This window comes from Emticicia aquatilis, from assembly GCF_014644295.1.
Lineage (GTDB): Bacteria > Bacteroidota > Bacteroidia > Cytophagales > Spirosomataceae > Emticicia > Emticicia aquatilis.
The window spans coordinates 103,230-121,643 of the sequence record NZ_BMKK01000001.1; the positions used below are offsets into that span (position 1 = coordinate 103,230).

Below are 18,414 nucleotides of genomic sequence, written 5' to 3' on the forward strand. Positions count from 1 at the left end.
AAAATAGATGAAAACAAAGGAAAACAAAAGAAATATAAATCACTTATAATAAACACTTTACAGTATATTTTATTTTCATTATTTATCAAATATTTTCATTATTTATTATTATTTTTATTGATTATTTATTAATTTTAGTAACAAATCAATAAAATATAAATATGAATGTAATAATTAGAGAAAGAGCTTTAAAAGGTAATAGAAAGAGTTTGTTTCTGGATGTATATGTAAATGGAAAGCAAACCCAAGAAACATTAGGTCTTTACTTAGAAGATGACAAGAATAATCCATTAGTAAAACAGAAAAATAAAGAGACATTAAGATTAGCAGACCAACTGAAGTTAAAAAGATTAACAGAAATCCAACATTTAGGCTTAGGGTTTCGTGTTCCTCAAAAGAATAATAAAACATTTTCCGAATATTTCAATGATTTAGTTTCAGAGAGAATAAAAACAGGTAAAAACCATGAAACTTGGATAAGTGTTAATAAACACCTCAATGATTTTAAAAAACCAATTTTATTTGGCGAACTTACAGAAGATTTTTTAGAAACGTTTAGAGCATATCTCTTAAAAAAGGTACACCAAAACTCCGCAAGTAATTACTTCAATAAATTAAAAGCCTCTATACACAGAGCATATAGAGAAAAATTAATCTATGAAAACCCTGCTGATAGGGTAACCGCACCAAGATTAGTAGAAACTCATAGAGAGTTTTTAACAAATGAAGAGTTAAATAAATTAGTAGAAGAGCCTTGCAAAAACAACTTACTTAAAAAGGCATTTATATTTAGCTGTCTTACAGGTTTAAGGTGGTCAGACGTCAATAATTTAAAATGGAAAAATATTCAAATTATTGATAACATTCCTCACATAGTATATACACAAAAAAAGACTAAAAACTCTGAAACACTCCCAATATCTGCTAATGCTTTGGAATTATTAGGAGAAAGACAGAAGGACGAAGATAGAGCTTTTAAAGGGTTAAAATATAGTGCATACAACAATTCAACTTTAGCTATATGGGTTTTGAATGTAGGTATAAAAAAACATATTACTTTCCATTGTGCAAGACATACTAATGCAATGTTATTGCTCAATAATGGAGTAGATATTTATACTGTCTCTGAGATGTTGGGTCATAGGGATTTAAAAACAACTCAGATTTATGCTAAAATAATGAATGAAACAAAAATAAAAGCATTATCTAAGCTACCTAAAATTGAACTAAAAAATTTAACTTGAGATTTGAGTTCTATCATTTTTATTTAGTCTATCCTACTTTAATTTTATTAGAGAATGAATGATAATAAACATCATTTTGAAAATGCCTTAAATAAGACATCACAGTTAATTTTTAGGCTTTTATTCTATACCAAGAAAAGTGAGCCCTTTTCTTATGCAAAAGATTATAGTTATAACTTGGTATTTGAAGATTTATGTAATGAACTTACAACAACAAACGAAACGATATTTTTTTTAGAAAGATTAGATGTTTTATTATCAAACAATGTTGAGTTAGAGGAATATTTTACTGATAGATTAGATAAAATCGGGGAATGTGTATTTGATGAAATTACCCAAGAAGACATATTATCAGAGATAAATACTCATGGTAGTGGAGCATTATCTGCACAGTCAAGATGGCTCACAAAAAGATTTAATCAATTAAATGAATTAAAAGAAAAAGTAGCCCAGTATAAGAAAAACCTTTTAAAACTTGAAAACCCTGTTTCTAATGTTAAAAATGATGATGTAACTAATAATGAACAAATTACTCCATATTATAGGGGTAATTCATCAAATGTAGATTCAGAAATTAACATTGATAAAAATGTACAGAGTCAAGACAACAATGAATCATTTGCTGAAAAATTCCTTTTTTTTCTGAAAGGTAAAAGTTTAACAAATAAACCTTACATGACACTTAATGAATATAATCATCTAATCGAAGCCACAAATTATTTATTCGAGAAATTAGAAGTTCCAGAAGACCTCAAACCTATAAAAAGTACTGCATTAAGAGCTGGAGAAATAAGATATTCTTTCTATTTAATGACAAAAGAAAAGTATCCTGATACAGTGTATTCAGAGAATATATTTATTTTTCTAACAAGAATATTTCCAAGATTAAATGATAATAAAAAAAATTATCGAAAATCTACGAACTATAAAAAATTCAGTGAAGAGCCCAAAAACTACCAACTTTTACTAAGTAGGAACAAATAAATTTATTGTTCACGAAATCACTTTTTGTCCACCTTGTTGCCACTTATCCACTTCGTAATCTTGTGCTATTAAAATAATAGCATAAGTATGGTACATCTATTTGAAACTGAACAGTTTACTCCACAAATTAAAGAAATTGCTAAAAAGCTATCTAATCTCATAGTCTTTTTGAAAACTATTTTACGCTTAAATAAGGTTCCTCCCTAACTTTTATGCAACAAGTAATTGTAGTATAATCTACTTTAGCTATTCTCCAAAAAATAAGTTTAGTATACAACTATCATTTTGAAAATCATAAAAGAATCATGGAAATAATTGAAAACCACCAAGTTCTAATCAATGCCTTAAAAGAGGTATTAAATGGAAATATTGTCTCAAAAATAAATAAACCGTTCATGGATTTTAAAGAAACTTGTAGTTTCTTAGGTATTTCTGCCTCTTGTTTGTACAAGTATCGTATGAATAATGTGGTACCTTATTACAAAGCAGGGAAGAAATTATACTTCAAAAAAGAAGACTTAGAAAATTGGTTAAATATAAGAAAAGTAAAATCAAATGATGAATTAACAACCGAAATAGAAATTCACACTAAAAGAAAATACCACTATGTTCGATAATATTTCATTCAAATTAGAAAATTTCTCAAAAGAACGATTCTATAAATTAGTTACCAAGCATATAGGGGCAAATGTTAACTCCATTACTTATGCTAAATCTCAACGAGGTGGGAAACGGTATATAAACTGGGAAAATTTAAGAATTGAGTTTTATCCACATTCCAAACAACTTTGGATAAAAAATTCTATTCATAAATTTTATAACACTCACATTTTAAATTGGGGGGCATATAACCATAATACTTTTACACTTGCAAATTTTAATGAAACAGTGCTGTTTCTTTGTAACACATTAGACTGTTATCCTAATGATTTGAAGTTATTTGGTCATTTTGAGTTTGGTTTAAATATAATTGTGAATCAAAAACCGTTTAGCATAATTTCAAGATTTGACTCCATTGTTACCACTGCTTCAAATCCTTTTTATGTCATGCCAAATGAATATGGAAAACCTATCGAAAAGAGGTGTGATTTTACGAACTATGCAGTAAAATTTTATGATAAAGGAAAACAAGCACAGGTAAAGGGCAAAATATTAAGATATGAATTTGTGTGCAAAAACATTGAGCAAACAAGAAAAATATTTGGTAAACTTGGTAATGAACAAATTACACTACAAGACTTACTCAATGTAGAAAATTGGCATAAATGCTATGACAAATTAATAAGTGTATTCGGTTCAATTAGAAAAACACCATTTGCTGATAACTTATCCCCCTTAGAATATGCATCAGTCAAAGCATATACAGATACCGTTTTTATGGAAGACCATAAAAAAATTCTAAGTAATAAAAATGAGTATAAAAAAGTGTTTGCAGAATGTAAAGAGGTGTATCAAACAGTTATTCAAAGAGAAGGCACTTGTTTTGTTGAACTTAAAGAAAAATTTAAACAAACTTTTGAAAGTCTAATTTTAGAAAAAAATAAAATAAGAAATGTAAGTATTGAGCTTAAATTGCAATTTGCTACTAATTAAAATTAAGCACTTTTCATAACTAATGAGAAGTGCTTTTTTCTTTATTAACAAAGCTAAGTAACTCAAGTTTTAGGGTTTATAATATAATAATAAACTACTCCATCTTTTTAACATTCTTTATCCTTCTATACAAACATGAATATTGTAACAAAAATACGATAACAAACTGTTGAATAACTGTACGAAACTTTAAGTCAACAAATGAACTTTTGTCTTGACTAAATCATATCAGAAATAAGATAGAGATACTTTTAACTTAAAAACCTAACCTTATATTAACATTTTCAACTAATAAATACCTATTTTACAAAGGCTATTTGATAAACAAATAAAAAGAATAAATTTTAGAAGGCATTTGTATAGTCTGAATACCCTAAATCTGAAAGCCTAATACTCATAGCATGTTGGCTAACTTCAAATTTTCTTGCAAGCTCATCTATTAGAGATAAAATATTATTTTTATTAATACTGTTTTCAATAGCTTCTTTTATTAATTTCTTAGGCATCAATAAAGCTGCTGCAAAACTATTGGCTTCTTTTTCTTTTAAGATTTCACCTCTGGAAGATTTTTCGTCTCTATTATAAATAGCAATAACATTAGATTCATTTTTATCAATAAAAAGGGGGTTCTCATTTTTATGTAGTATAAAATGACCTAATTCGTGAGCTATAGTAAATCTTTTTCGGTTAATATGATGTTTCATATTAACTCCAATTATAGATTCCTTATCTTTAATAGCCAAAAAACCCGAAATTTCATCTTCTATATCAAGTTCAGAAATTGGTAATTTTAAATATTTTGCACACTCCTCAACTTTTATTGGATATGAAAATGTGTTTGAATCACGCAGAAGCCCTTCTGCTTTTAATTCAATAGCTTGATTTATCATAACATAAGTAGTTTGAAAGTTTATCTATTAATAAAATCATTTAAGTATGATTTTAGATTTTTTGTATCATCTATATTAGCATCATTTAGAGCCTCACGCAATTTGAAGTTGTCTGAAACACTATAAAGTTCATTAGTTGATGGTATTAAAAGATTGATATTGACATTAATAATTATTGAAATGTCATGAAGTAAATGAAGACTAATTTGTCTTTTGCCTGATAAAATATTTGATAAAGTAGACCTACTCTTAACATCTTCTAATTTTTCTAAAAGCTGAGATTGCTTAATATTGTTTTGTTTCATATACCTAACAATATTTTCTCCTATTAGCATATAGAATTGCTTCTTTTGCTCTTCTTTCATATTTCTTATTAATTTCTTTTATTGAAATATTTGCACAAATCTAAACTATAAATAACACTAATACAAATTTATCACTTTGGTAACTCGCTTTTTTAATCAACTTATGTACAATATTTGAAAACAAATAAAAAAAATGAAAACATTCTTGCTTTGGAAAACTTATTTGTTTTTCTTTGCTAATGAATTAATATTAAAACATATAAAATTATGGCAACTAATAAACCATTTGGCGATAATGCCAGAAAAGGGTCAATTAAGGAACGTTCACAGGTTTTGAATACCAAAACTGAACTTTGGGTTAAAAGAGATTCTACCACAGGTAGATTTATGGATGTGAAGACATCTTCAAACGAACCATTCAAAGGGGTTCGCAAAGAAAAGTAGTTACTACTGGAAGTAACCGTCTAAGCTTTTAGGTCGATAAGTTAAAAGCTATTTTTAACCATTCTATTTTATGTAAGATGAATTTAATAACAAATGATTCATTAGACTTAGGATTCGGAAACTATTCAATAAAAGCAAGTGGAGAAAATGCTAGAATAATTTCTATTGGAATCTTTATCTTTTTAGTAGCGGCTGGTTTTGCATATTTAGCAAAGCAGTCAAATACAAACTGAGAAAATGGGGCATAGTCCCCATTATTTTTTAAACTAAACTCCAATAAACATGAATAAAAGTGAACATTTAGACTCCGTAATAAAAACTCACCAAATTACAAAAGAGGAAAAACTTCTTAACAAATTCAGAGAAAGGAATAAAGAAGTCAAAGACGATTTATTTGAACATTACAAAGGGAGTATTTACAATCCTTTTAATTCGGGTTCGTATGCTAAAAATACGGCTATAAATACAAAGTTCGATTTTGATTTAATTGCTCCATTTAAAAGATATGCTTTTGGCACAAAAGGAACTCTCAAGGAAATGTACGAAGATGTTTACGATTTTCTTTATGAGAAATATAAAGATGTAGCAAAAGTAAAAAAACAAAAAGTGTCAATCGGAATTGAATTTTATGCAGATTCAGAAAATGATATTGTAAAAATTGATGTTACTCCTGGTAGAGAACTGAACGAAAAACAATATATAGAAGATAGTAAACTAAACCTATATGTCTATTCCAGATATGGAAAATTTGATGCTGGAAGTGAAAGAATTCAGACAAATATTCAGGCTCAAATAGATAGCATTAGAAATAGAGCTACTACCGAAAAAGATTCTATCAGAAAAATTATCAGACTTTTAAAGGTTTGGAAAAAGACGAAATTCGATTATCCTACAAAATCATATTTCTTGGAATTAATAACAATTAAGGCTTTTGATAATAAAACTATAGCGGGTAATCTTTGGGATAAACTGAAAACAGTTTTAGAGTATATAAAAGATGAAGTAACAAAAGACAGCTTTACTCTAAAAGATAAAGGCAATAGTTCAAACGACTTAGCCGATACTTTAACTGAATCTGAAAAAAGAACACTTTCAAATGATATGAAAAATATACTTGATAGAATTGAAGAAAATGATGAGAATATAAAAACATATTTTCCCGAAAATGCTAAGTTTAAAGAAGATAAAAAAGAAGAAAATAAATACCAAGTAAAAGGTAGTGGTTTTTTCACTATTCCACCAAAAAACGAAAGATTTGGATAATTAATGGAAGATAGACTACATAAAATTATAGGATATGTCTCTGAACTTAAAGATGTTTCAATTGTAGATACTTTTGAGATAACTAACGATTTAGATATAAAAGGTGCTATTTCCATTAAATTACCTGATAATCAAGAATCATTAATTTTTGAAGTAAGAATACTACCAGAATATCCATTAAAAACAGGAAATTCTGAATCAATTACTTTTATTAATATTGGCTTATTAAAATATAAGCACATTATGAAAAGTGGTTCTATCTGTATTCACACTTCACATTGTACTGATTTAAGAAAAAAGATTGAGATTGACTTTAATTCATTAAAAAGATGGATTTGGGAGTATTACATAAATGGTAAAGAAGATAAACATTATGAACATCTTATACTAAATCCGTCACCAATTAAAACAGCATATTATTCTTATTTATTTACAGAAGTGAGTCATTCTTTTAATAAAGGTGATTTTGGATATTTTGAATATTCGCTGATGAGTGAAGGGAGCTATTATGGAAATAAAATATATAATAATGTTGTCCAAGAATTTAAAACAAAATACCAAAAAAGCATTATTCAGTGTCAATGGGGAATTCAAATAAAAAGTCTTAGACGAGTAAGTAGTAATCATGGAATATACATATATATAGAAACGCCACCAGCTAATTTTGAAAAATTTGCGTTTGAAACATGGAAAGAATTAGAACCACTAATTAGTCAAGATTTTCTTAAATTTTTATATGATTTTGAAGTCTCAAATAAAAACAATAGAGGAGTAAATATTCCTTTATTGTTAGGATATAAGATAACTGATAATGAAATACATTGGCAAACGGCTAATTTAGAAATTGGTAATTTTCCAATTTATCACAAAAAAGAAAATCAAAAATATATAGGATATTTTGATGATAGAAATATCGAATGGGGAATTACAAAAAACTGTTCCTATAAATATTTCTTTGGTCGTGGAAAAATGGAGGATAAAATAAGTCAAGGACGAATTTTAATTATAGGAGTTGGAGCCATTGGAAGTATGGTGGCTACAACATTAGCAAGAGGAGGTTGTACTAAAATAGATGTTGTTGATTTTGATGTAAAAGAGCCTGAAAATGTTTGTAGAGCCGAATACTCATTTCTAACAGGAATAAACGATAAAGTAACAGATATTTCAAATTATTTACACTCAATATCTCCTTTTATAGATGTAAAAATAATACAAAAAGGTGGGCTTTTTAATTCTATTTTAAAAATTCAAGATTGGGAAAAATTTGAAATTCAAATTCATGAAACAGAGAAGAAAGAGTTTTTTAATCAATATGATTTAATTTTTGATTGCTCAACAGATAATGATTTAATGTTTGTTTTAAATCAATTAGAACTACACAATTTAATTTCAATGGCTATAACAAATAAGGCAAAAAGCTTAGTTTGTTCAACAGAAATCAAAAGTTATGATTGGGTTATAAATCAATTTGAAAAGATACTTGACAATGATATTGAAGACCTACATTATCCTACTGGTTGTTGGAGTCCAACCTTTAAAGCATCTTATAACGATATAAGTGTGTTAGTTCAATATGCCTTAAAACATATTAATTTAAGACTTTCACAAGATATATCACTAAGAAACTTTGTTGTAGAAACTAATACTGATAATGAGTTAAATATTAAACTAAAAGAATTTTGATTTTAACAAATATAGAAATAGGACTAAGTATAGAAATTGACGATAAATTGGTAGGTAATCTTATTTATATCGGCAAGAAACACTATCCGAATGAGTTTGGGGGTTTTCTTATCGGTAATTATTCAGATGATTTTAAGAAATTAAATATTACAGATACTATTTTACCAAATAGATATAAATCAACTCCATTTTTATTTGAAAGAGAAAATATAGGAGTAGACGAACAATTTGAAAAGTTTTATAAAGAAAACCCTCAAAAATTTTATGTTGGGGAATGGCATACACACCCCAATAACCTACCTATTCCAAGTAATATGGATATTAAAGCCATGAATAATATTACTAATTCTAAAGAAGTGGCTATTCAAAATCCTATATTCTTAATAATTGGGTATAATAAAATTAAAACAGAACTTGGTTTTTACATTATTTTTAAAAATAAAATATATAAATATGAAACAGTTAATAAATAAAATTATTGGAGTTTTGGTATTGTCAATCTTTACTGTTACTTACAGTTTGGGGCAGAAGGATAGCACGAAAGCTAAGTTAGAAAAAATTGATTTTAGAATAGAAAAAGTAGAGGGTTTTCAAGAAATAACAAAACAAGGATTAGATAATAACTTCAAACAACTAGAGAACAAAATTAATGACGATTATTCTTTATTAAAATACTTAGGTTGGATAGGTTTAGGTTTAAATCTTATTGTTTTAATCGGTGGTTTATGGAAATACAAAGAGTATGTAGAAAAAAAACTAACTGAAAAGTTTGATAAAATTATTACACAAAAAGAAGCTAATATATTGGAGATTTTAGACAAACAAGACATAGAAAAACAAATTGTTAATACAAAGAAAATTCTTGTTCTTTCTTCAAAAAATGCCAGTGATATTTTTATAAGAAAGTTTTTTAGAGCTATGGGATTTCCTGTAAATAATGTAAATTTTGAAAAGGTAGATTCATTTCAAAATTTTGGAAACTATGATTTAATTTTTGCAAATAATGAAGACAATACTTTAGATATTAATTTGATTCAAGAATTTTTTCAAAAAAGTAATAATAAAACAGTTTTGTTTTTCTTTGGTAGTCAATATCCAAGAGGAACAAGTGAATCTGATAGAATGAATTTAGCAAATAGTCGAACACAGATTTATGGAAACCTTATAAACTTGCTAAGATACCAAGAGGTTTTAAAATAATTATTTTTCTTTATAACTAGTAGAGTTTTGGTATATTGAATTAAGGGGTTTATAAAATAGCATTGAACTTAGTTTTTATTCATATTTTGATAATCTCTAAAGATAGAAAGAAGGAGTGATTAATAAAAAGTCAGGCAAAAAGAAAAAGTATTATTCTTTCAAAGAAAAGATATAATTATAGAAAGACTAAGTTTGTATAATTCTTTGTTTTAACAATAGATAATTGTTAAGTAAGGATTATTCCTATCAAATAGAAGATAATGTGTTAGAATCAGTTTTTCAATGGTATTTTTAAAGAATTATAGAGATAATTAAACTCATTTATTAATTTTAATATCTATTACTTCGTTTATTGAATCAGATTCAAGATTATCACCAATAATAAATCTATATACTCCATTTTTATTAAATATTAATTCAGGCTTACTTTCACCAGCTTTTGTTCCTTTAAAAGTAGCTGTATTAATAATTGTACTTTCTAAATTTTCAAAACCATTAGGAGTTATAGTTGATTCGACAAAACCATCATTTCCAGAATAAACAACATAAAAGAAATTATTAGAAGGGTCAACTATTCCAAACTCCTTTCCATGAGGTATTTTTAATTTTAATAAAAATAATTCACCATGATTAATTTCAGTAGGATACTTTAAGAAAATACCATCAGTACTTTTAGAAGATGTTTGCTTTTCAACCTCAGATTTTTTTTCACCTGTTTTTTCCTGTTTTTTCACATTTTCTTTCACGAATGGTACAAATCCTTCAACTACCTCTTGTCCTTCTTTTATATAGGATAAAATCAAGGTTTTATCGGTTAATTCCTTAACTTCATATCTTTCTTTTTTATTATTCAAGGTAATAATGATAGTTCCCAATCCATCAAACTCCCAACTTCCTGTTTGAGTTAATAAAACTGAAAGCCCATCTTCTGAATTACTAATCGTATAATTGCCATTTCCCTCAAATTCAAATATCGAAGTTTCCATCATTTTAAAAACTCCTTGTCCCATTGCTCCTGCTAATTGTTCAGTTAAACTTGAACTCTGAGAAAGTTCAGCTAATCTATCTTTCTTTTCATTTATGGTTTTCGGGCTATAAATCCATTTCTTACAAAGTCGTTTAATCTTTGTTTCCTTACTAACACAAGAACTAAAACAGAATGGCAAAAAGATAAAAAGCAAAATTTGAAGTAATACCAGATTTGATTTAGAAGATAGCATGAATTGAGATATTAAATAAAAAGCATGAACAATTACATTTACTTGTATTCTGAGGCTCTGGTAAACCTTACAAACAAAGCAAAGTAACGTCCATGCCATGCACAGACGTTTTGGCTTTACTTCCCTGTTTGTAATAGAAACTTACCAGATTTCAGAATACAGGACTTTTAGCTAAACGCACTATAATATTTTACTTACTATATATTTTCTAAGATAATGTGTATTATTTTAAATATACGGTTTCCTCCTTTATCTTTACAGTTAATTATTCAATTTTATTCTAAAATAAATATATTGACTAATATAAAACAATAAAAAATAATAAAGTTTTTAATACCATATTTTTATAACCTTTTTATGGTTTTTAATTACTTTTATTGATTATGTATTAATTTGTATTTGTAACTATTTAATAATCAATATATTAATACTTTTTGCATTGGAAAGTGATTTATCTCATAGCATAGATAAAATCATTATTAAATATTTACGATTATTTTCAATTTAATAGTCGCTATTTCGCCTAACCAACAATGAGTTTTTCAGAACAATTATTCGAAAAAATAAAAGAATACGCTACGTCAAAAGAGATAACTTGGATAGAAAGTAAAGCCAGTGGCAGTTTACAATCGCTACAGACTGCGTTTGTGGCTACACCAAGATTTATTAGCAAAACTCTCATTCAATCTACTGAAACTATCAACGATTTATCTATCAAAGATTGGTCGCTGGACAGACTCGTTAGAGTTTACTTGCTTTCGCAAATGGATAGTTCAGATAAAGATTCCTACACCAAAGCCCTTGATACACTCTTTGAAACTGCTGAAAATAATGAGGCGGTTGCACTTATTTCTGCACTACCCTTTTTGGCTTTTCCTGATTATTGGATGCTAAGGGCTACTGATGCAGTGCGTTCAAACATTGGTTTAGTTTTCGACGCAATTGCATTTCAGAATCCATTTCCGATGCAATATTTCTCTGAACTGGCTTGGAATCAACTGGTTTTGAAGTGTATTTTCAATGATAAACCTATTCACCGAATTCAAGGTTTAAACGAACGAGCAAATCAAGAATTGGCAATTTCGATTTCTAACCTTGCCCATGAGCGTTGGGCTGCTGGTCGCACGATTCCTGCTCAGGCTTGGCGATTGGTCAGTAAATTTATGAATGAAGCAATTTTTAAAGATATTTGTACCCTATTTGTATCTCAAAATCAAAATGACCAAATAGCGGCTACTTTGGTTTGTAACGAAACTGATTTTTCAGCGGCCAAAGAAGAATTAGAAAAACACCAAGAATTACAGAACAAAACCTTTAGTTGGTCAATGCTTGAGGTTTAGAAACGGAGTATTAACAACAATAGAATCAATAAAATGTGTCAAAAACATTCTGAAATATCGCAAAATCCTTCACACTTTGAAGGCACAGCCGAAGAACTCGTAACGTCAAAAACAGTACAGGCGAATTATGCTGATTATACAAAAGGCATGAAGTTCTTCGACCCACATATTCACATGACTTCCCGCACCACCGACGATTATACGGCTTTGATTGATGCGGGTGTGGTAGCCATTATTGAACCTGCTTTTTGGTTGGGTCAACCACGTACGGGCTTGGCTTCTTTCAAAGATTATTTTAGCAGTTTGGTTGGCTGGGAGCGTTTCCGTTCGTCGCAGTTTGGAATCAAACATTACTGCACGATTGGCTTAAATTCTCGTGAAGCAAATAATGAGGCATTAGCAGAGCAAGTCATGGAAATTTTACCTTTGTTTTTGTACAAAGAAGGTGTAGTTGGTGTTGGAGAAATTGGTTTTGACGACCAAACCGCCGCCGAAGAAAAATACTATCGATTGCAACTCGAATTATCGAAAGAAGCTGGTTTGCCAGTACAAGTTCATACACCACACCGTGATAAAAAGAAAGGAACTGAACTAAGTATGGCCATTGCTCTCGAACACGGAATCGACCCAAGCATGGTAATTATCGACCATAATAATGAAGAAACGGTAGAAAGTGTGCTTGATAAAGGTTTTTGGGCGGCATTTACGATTTATCCATTTACAAAAATGGGGAATGAACGTATGGTTGAAATCGTGAAAAAATATGGCTCGGAGAGAATTATGGTCAATTCAGCAGCTGACTGGGGTATAAGCGACCCTTTGGCAGTGCCAAAAACGGCAGCTTTAATGAAAATCAAAGGTATTTCGGACGAAGATATTCGTTTAGTAACTTACCAAAATGCCATTGATGCTTTTGCCCAAAGCGGACAAATCAATGTGGCTGATTTTGAGACGCCACAGGTAATTGACCAAAGCCTCAAATTCAATGGAAATACGGTTTTGCGTGGTGGCCAAATACCGAGAATTGATAAAAATTCGTTGATAATTAGTTAGTCGATGGTCAATAGACGATAGACAATAGTAAAAAATTGATTTTACAAAATACAACCTTGAACCTAAAAGCCTACTTACAACTGACCCGACCTGCCAATATTATCACGGCTATTGCTGATATTTTGGCTGGCGTTGCTATTGCTACCTTCTCATTTTCGATTGAAGAGATAAACCCAACAAAAGTTATCTTTTTGTGCCTTTCTACCATTGGTTTGTACGGTGGTGGCATTGTCTTTAATGATATTTTTGATTTAGAACTGGATAAAGTTGAGCGTCCTGAAAGAGTAATTCCGAGTGGAAAGGTAAGCAAAAATAATGCAATCATTTTCGGCGTTTTGTTATTGCTATTAGGCGTTTTTGCGGCACTTGTGAATAGTTCAATAAGCAGTATAATTGCCTTATCAGTAGCTATTTGTGCATTGATTTATGACAAATACGGCAAGCATCATTCGTTTTTTGGACCAATCAATATGGGGCTTTGTCGTGGTGGAAATCTGATATTGGGAATGAGTATCATCGAAGCATCCATTCCGCAATGGTGGTGGCTTGGTCTTTTGCCAGTTTGCTATATTGCTGCCATCACGATGATTAGCCGAGGCGAAGTACACGGCGGAAATAAGAACACACTCTATTTTGCTGCATTTTTATACGTTTTGGTCAGCACTTTTCAGTTGTTTATCTCTTTTAATTTAGGAAATCTACTAATTACGGTAGGATTCGTAATTTTGCATATTTATTTGATATTCAAACCTTTAATTACGGCAATTTCAAATCCAATTGGGCCAAATATCGGTAAAGCCGTGAAAGCAGGAGTACTTTCGCTCATCGTAATGGATGCCGCATGGGTAAGTGTTTCGGGCAACATTTTTCTTGCTATCGCAGTTTTATGTTTATTACCGATTTCGATGAAGTTGGCAAAAGTTTTTGCCGTAACTTAATTAGAAGTAAAATGACGATTTACGAATGTTGAATGACGAATTTTCTCAAAAATTCACATATTTTGAAAATATATTTTCAGTCAAGCATAAAAACCAAATTTATAGTTTACATTTTTTATAAATTTATTTCGGGACAAAACAATTCGTAAATCGTAATCGCTACGGCGAACCGTTCGTCAATCGTAAATTCTATAACCCAATATAATGAACCTTATTCAACAAGCCTTTCAAGTTCCGTATTCATTTAATATTGTTTTTACGAAAGGGCTTTTTTCATCTGATAATCAAGAGTTTAGTGATTTTCTAACAAATTTTGGTGATACTCGATTTCAAAAGAAAATTTTGTTTTTAATTGATGCGGGAGTAGCCGAAAACCATCCTTCGTTGGCAGGTTCTATTCAATCTTACTTCAAAAATCACCACAGTATTATTTTAGTTGATGAAATTTTGGTAATGCCTGGTGGCGAAATCGTAAAAAATGATACGCAGTATTTAGACCAAACGCTTTTGGCCATCAATAAATACGGCATCGACCGCCATTCGTTTGTGGCAGCCATCGGTGGAGGAGCGTTTTTGGACATGGTTGGCTATGCCTCAACGATTGCTCACCGAGGCGTAAAACATATACGCATTCCCACAACTGTTCTTTCTCAAAATGATTCGGGTGTTGGTGTAAAAAATGGAGTTAATTTTTTAGGAAAGAAAAACTTTCTTGGCACTTTTTCTCCACCCGTTGCGGTTTTCAATGACTCTGACTTCTTGACCTCACTTTCTGACCGAGATTGGCGTTCGGGAATTTCGGAAGCTGTGAAAGTGGCTTTGATAAAAGATTTACCATTTTTTGAATGGCTTGAAGCTAATGCTCATGCAATGGCAAACCGTGATATGGAAGTAATGCACGAACAGATTTTCCGTTCGGCGGCATTGCATACTAATCATATTTCGAGTGGCGACCCATTTGAAATGGGTTCGGCTCGACCGCTGGATTTTGGGCACTGGGCAGCTCATAAGTTGGAGTATTTAACCAATTTCGAGATTCGACACGGTGAAGCTGTTGCCATCGGAATTGCACTTGATTCGATTTATTCGCAACTTTTAGGCCTTATTTCACAAGAAGAAGTAAACCGAATCATTCATTTGCTCAAAAATCTTGGTTTCACGCTTTACCACGAAAAACTCGGTGAGAACGACAAATTAAATTTGTGGGAAGGTTTGAATGAATTTAGAGAACACTTGGGCGGACAACTCACTATCACGATTTTAGAAAAATTGGGCAAAGGCCGTGAGATTCACGAAGTAGATTTTGAGCTAATGAAACAGGCAGTGGATGAATTGAAAATGAATATTTGATATTTTTAAGTTCATCAGAATTGTACCTTATATGAATCATACACGCCGTTTGAGAAATTGGGTTTAACCAACTTAAAAGTTCTTTAGATATTTTACCCAATTTCTCAAGAGGTGATTGTATGATTCGTGTTTTTTTGTTACTTTTTTTCAAAAAAAAGTAAAGCGAAGAAGTATAAAAGTAGATTACACAATTCTATTCGACTATGCAAACCCCATACGGACACCTTTCTTATTGTAGTAATATTCATCCCGGCGAAGATTGGGATGCTCATTTTTCGGTACTTCAAAGAAGTATTCCGGAAATAAAAGCGGCTGTTTTTCCAAACGAAAAGATGGGTATTGGCCTACGACTGGCTAATCAAGCAAGCATTGACTTATCGGAAAAATCTAATTTTGACACTTTCAAGAATTGGCTCGAAGCAAACGACTGCTATGTTTTTACGATGAATGGTTTTCCATACGGAGGCTTTCATAACGTAGTTGTAAAAGACCAAGTTCACGCCCCCGATTGGACAACAACCGAACGCACCAATTATACTATCAGAAGTTTTAGTTTACTGGCTCAACTTTTACCAACTCATTTAACTGAAGGGGGTATTTCCACGTCTCCTCTCTCCTACCGTTTTTGGTGGAAAACTGCCGATTCTTTAGAGGAAGCAACTAAAATTGCTACAAGAAACATGATTTTAGTAGTAGAATCACTTATTGAAATAAAAGCTACTAAAGGAAAAATACTTCATCTTGATATTGAACCAGAACCTGACGGAATTCTCGAAAACTCTGATGAATATATCGCTTGGTATAATAATTACTTACTCCCAATGGGTATTGAACAACTTGTGAGCAAAGGATTTTCGAGCGAACAAGCTGCTGAAGCTATCAAAACACATATCCAATTATGTTATGATGTTTGTCACTTTGCAGTAGGTTTTGAAGCTCCGCAAGTGGTCATTGACAAGTTAGAATCAGAAGGATTGAAAGTTGGAAAAATACAAATTAGTTCGGCTTTAAAAATTGATTTTTCGAGCGATGCTGAAGAAAAACTGAGAGTTATTGCTCAATACAATGAACCAACTTATTTGCACCAAGTTGTGGCTCAACGAAAAGATGGAAGTTTTCAGAAATTCCCAGATTTGACAGAAGCAATTGAAGGTTTTGACGAAAACATTCATTCTTGGAAAGTGCATTTCCATGTGCCATTATTCTTGGAAAACTACGGTGTATTGAGTTCTACTCAATCTGATATTGTTGATACAATAAATGTTCATAAAAATAAACCTTTCACCAATCACCTCGAAATCGAAACTTATACTTGGGGAGTTTTACCAACTGAATTCCAAGCCCCTTTGAATGAATCAATTATTAGAGAAATTAATTGGGTGAAAGGACTCCTATAATCTTTTCCACCACGGAGTTGCACAAAGTTTTGCACGGAGTTTCTCGGAGGGTTTTCACTCTATGCAACTCTGTGATAAACTCACAAAACTCCGTGGTTAAAACATTTCAAACTAAAAAATGCAAAAAACAGTAGTCATAGATATAGTTGGTCTCAGCACGAGTGTGATTGGTGAGCATACACCTTTTTTACAGCAATTTATTGCAAAAAACAAGCTAACACATATAAAACCACCTTTTCCTGCTGTAACGACTACCTCGCAAAGTTGTTATGTTACAGGGAAAAATCCAGATGAACATGGTATCGTGGGCAATGGCTGGTACGACCGTGAAGCCAACGAAATGAAATTTTGGAAGCAGTCGAATAAATTAGTTCGGGCTGAAAAAATTTGGGAGGCTGCCAAACGTAAAAATCCAAATTTTACAGCATCAAAGATGTTTTGGTGGTACAATATGTATTCATCGGCAGATTTTTCTGCAACGCCTCGCCCGCAATATCATTCGGATGGAAAAAAAGAACCTGACTGCTACACCTACCCTGCTGATTTACGAGATAAATTACAAGCCAAATTCGGCACTTTTCCATTGTTTAAATTTTGGGGGCCAAATACGAGCATTGATTGTTCAAAATGGATTGCCGATGCTGCCTTAGAAGTTGATAGAGAAAATGACCCAACACTTACACTCATTTATTTACCACATTTAGATTATTGTTTACAGAAATTTGGCGTTGATTTCAATAAAATTGCCAAAGATTTGAACGAAATTGATGAGTTGGTAAAAGAATTAGTAGAATATTACGAAGCAAAAAATACCAACGTAATTCTGCTTTCCGAATATGGAATTAACAACGTAAGTAATCCAATACATATTAATCGTATTTTGCGTGAAAATGGTTTGATTTCGGTAAGAGTTGAAAATGGACATGAACTTCTTGATGGCGGTGCTTCAAAAGCATTTGCCGCCGCCGACCACCAAATTGCCCATGTTTATATCAATGATTTAAGTCAAAAAGAGCGAATCAAGTCTATTTTATCTAAGGTAGAAGGAATTGCTTTGATAATGGACGAAGCCGAGAAACGTGAGCATAAAATCAACCACGAACGGGCAGGAGATTTGGTTTTGATGGCAAAAGCCGATAGTTGGTTTACGTACTATTATTGGTTGGATGATAAAGTTGCTCCTGATTTCGCCCGAAGTGTTGATATTCATAACAAACCAGGTTACGACCCTGTGGAGATGTTTATGAACCCTAAAAATCCGTTCATCAAACTGCGTGCAGCTTATAAACTCGCTCGAAAACTCTTAGGTTTCAGATACAGAATGGATGTAATTCCGCTCGATGCAACCCTCATCAAAGGCTCGCACGGAACGCTTGATATTGGTAAAGAGTACTATCCTGTTTTGATTAGTAATCAAACTACTTCTGATGAAATTTTGGCAACTGACGTTTATTCAGTAATTTGGGAGGCTATTTTTGGCGAAAAGCCATTACCTACCAAATAATTAATC

At 31.0% G+C, this 18,414-nt stretch carries 19 protein-coding genes; 16 read left to right on the forward strand and 3 right to left on the reverse strand.

Going from position 1 to position 18,414, the window contains the following annotated elements; all coding sequences use genetic code 11:
• Positions 1–161 precede the first annotated feature (161 nt).
• From IEX65_RS00445 to IEX65_RS00460, 4 genes are all read left to right on the forward strand, one after another.
• Complete coding sequence (locus IEX65_RS00445) at positions 162–1,244, forward strand: site-specific integrase (RefSeq protein WP_188763546.1); 1,083 nt, start codon at positions 162–164, stop codon at positions 1,242–1,244.
• Between the two features lie 54 nt (positions 1,245–1,298).
• Positions 1,299–2,228, forward strand: a complete 930-nt coding sequence (locus tag IEX65_RS00450) for a hypothetical protein (protein WP_188763548.1) — start codon at positions 1,299–1,301, stop codon at positions 2,226–2,228.
• A gap of 305 nt (positions 2,229–2,533) precedes the next feature.
• The gene (locus IEX65_RS00455; protein WP_229250454.1) at positions 2,534–2,845 is read left to right on the forward strand and encodes a helix-turn-helix domain-containing protein; all 312 of its coding nucleotides are present in this window, start codon (positions 2,534–2,536) and stop codon (positions 2,843–2,845) included.
• Positions 2,835–3,821: a hypothetical protein gene (locus IEX65_RS00460; protein ID WP_188763550.1), complete on the forward strand. Its 987-nt coding sequence runs from the start codon at positions 2,835–2,837 to the stop codon at positions 3,819–3,821. Before IEX65_RS00455 ends, IEX65_RS00460 begins: the two co-directional genes overlap by 11 nt.
• Positions 3,822–4,165: 344 nt before the next feature.
• On the opposite strand, the gene IEX65_RS00465 is transcribed toward IEX65_RS00460, so the two are convergent.
• On the reverse strand, positions 4,166–4,711 hold the full coding sequence (locus IEX65_RS00465) for an ImmA/IrrE family metallo-endopeptidase (RefSeq protein WP_188763552.1): 546 nt from the start codon (positions 4,709–4,711) through the stop codon (positions 4,166–4,168).
• Between the two features lie 20 nt (positions 4,712–4,731).
• Positions 4,732–5,076, reverse strand: coding sequence for a helix-turn-helix domain-containing protein (locus IEX65_RS00470; RefSeq protein ID WP_188763554.1), 345 nt, complete (start codon positions 5,074–5,076; stop codon positions 4,732–4,734).
• A 207-nt stretch (positions 5,077–5,283) separates the two neighbouring features.
• Here IEX65_RS00470 and IEX65_RS00475 point away from each other — a divergent pair, with 207 nt between their 5' ends.
• From IEX65_RS00475 to IEX65_RS00500, 6 genes are all read left to right on the forward strand, one after another.
• Complete coding sequence (locus IEX65_RS00475; RefSeq protein WP_188763556.1) at positions 5,284–5,460, forward strand: hypothetical protein; 177 nt, start codon at positions 5,284–5,286, stop codon at positions 5,458–5,460.
• Positions 5,461–5,537: 77 nt separating this feature from the next.
• Positions 5,538–5,693, forward strand: a complete 156-nt coding sequence (locus IEX65_RS00480; RefSeq protein ID WP_188763558.1) for a hypothetical protein — start codon at positions 5,538–5,540, stop codon at positions 5,691–5,693.
• Between the two features lie 49 nt (positions 5,694–5,742).
• On the forward strand, positions 5,743–6,723 hold the full coding sequence (locus tag IEX65_RS00485) for a nucleotidyltransferase family protein (protein WP_188763560.1): 981 nt from the start codon (positions 5,743–5,745) through the stop codon (positions 6,721–6,723).
• A 3-nt stretch (positions 6,724–6,726) separates the two neighbouring features.
• Positions 6,727–8,406: a ThiF family adenylyltransferase gene (locus IEX65_RS00490; RefSeq protein ID WP_188763562.1), complete on the forward strand. Its 1,680-nt coding sequence runs from the start codon at positions 6,727–6,729 to the stop codon at positions 8,404–8,406.
• Positions 8,403–8,879, forward strand: coding sequence for a Mov34/MPN/PAD-1 family protein (locus tag IEX65_RS00495; RefSeq protein ID WP_229250456.1), 477 nt, complete (start codon positions 8,403–8,405; stop codon positions 8,877–8,879). The genes IEX65_RS00490 and IEX65_RS00495 overlap by 4 nt, the downstream gene beginning before the upstream one ends.
• On the forward strand, positions 8,860–9,606 hold the full coding sequence (locus IEX65_RS00500) for an NARF domain-containing protein (protein WP_188763564.1): 747 nt from the start codon (positions 8,860–8,862) through the stop codon (positions 9,604–9,606). The genes IEX65_RS00495 and IEX65_RS00500 overlap by 20 nt, the downstream gene beginning before the upstream one ends.
• A gap of 317 nt (positions 9,607–9,923) precedes the next feature.
• Here IEX65_RS00500 and IEX65_RS00505 read toward each other — a convergent pair whose 3' ends face one another.
• Positions 9,924–10,925: a hypothetical protein gene (locus IEX65_RS00505; RefSeq protein ID WP_188763566.1), complete on the reverse strand. Its 1,002-nt coding sequence runs from the start codon at positions 10,923–10,925 to the stop codon at positions 9,924–9,926.
• A 434-nt stretch (positions 10,926–11,359) separates the two neighbouring features.
• Between IEX65_RS00505 and IEX65_RS00510 the strand changes: the two genes are divergently transcribed.
• The 6 genes from IEX65_RS00510 (at position 11,360) to IEX65_RS00535 (ending at position 18,408) form a co-directional block, all read left to right on the forward strand.
• Complete coding sequence (locus IEX65_RS00510; protein WP_188763568.1) at positions 11,360–12,166, forward strand: EboA domain-containing protein; 807 nt, start codon at positions 11,360–11,362, stop codon at positions 12,164–12,166.
• Between the two features lie 33 nt (positions 12,167–12,199).
• Positions 12,200–13,219 carry a TatD family hydrolase gene (locus IEX65_RS00515; RefSeq protein WP_188763570.1) on the forward strand — a complete coding sequence of 340 codons (1,020 nt, stop codon included), beginning with the start codon at positions 12,200–12,202 and terminating at the stop codon, positions 13,217–13,219.
• 35 nt (positions 13,220–13,254) lie between these two features.
• The gene (gene eboC, locus IEX65_RS00520) at positions 13,255–14,157 is read left to right on the forward strand and encodes a UbiA-like protein EboC (RefSeq protein ID WP_229250458.1); all 903 of its coding nucleotides are present in this window, start codon (positions 13,255–13,257) and stop codon (positions 14,155–14,157) included.
• A 204-nt stretch (positions 14,158–14,361) separates the two neighbouring features.
• On the forward strand, positions 14,362–15,507 hold the full coding sequence (locus IEX65_RS00525; RefSeq protein WP_188763572.1) for a 3-dehydroquinate synthase: 1,146 nt from the start codon (positions 14,362–14,364) through the stop codon (positions 15,505–15,507).
• A 203-nt stretch (positions 15,508–15,710) separates the two neighbouring features.
• Positions 15,711–16,904 carry a metabolite traffic protein EboE gene (gene eboE / locus IEX65_RS00530; protein ID WP_188763574.1) on the forward strand — a complete coding sequence of 398 codons (1,194 nt, stop codon included), beginning with the start codon at positions 15,711–15,713 and terminating at the stop codon, positions 16,902–16,904.
• A 118-nt stretch (positions 16,905–17,022) separates the two neighbouring features.
• Positions 17,023–18,408: an alkaline phosphatase family protein gene (locus IEX65_RS00535; RefSeq protein ID WP_188763576.1), complete on the forward strand. Its 1,386-nt coding sequence runs from the start codon at positions 17,023–17,025 to the stop codon at positions 18,406–18,408.
• Positions 18,409–18,414: the final 6 nt, after the last annotated feature.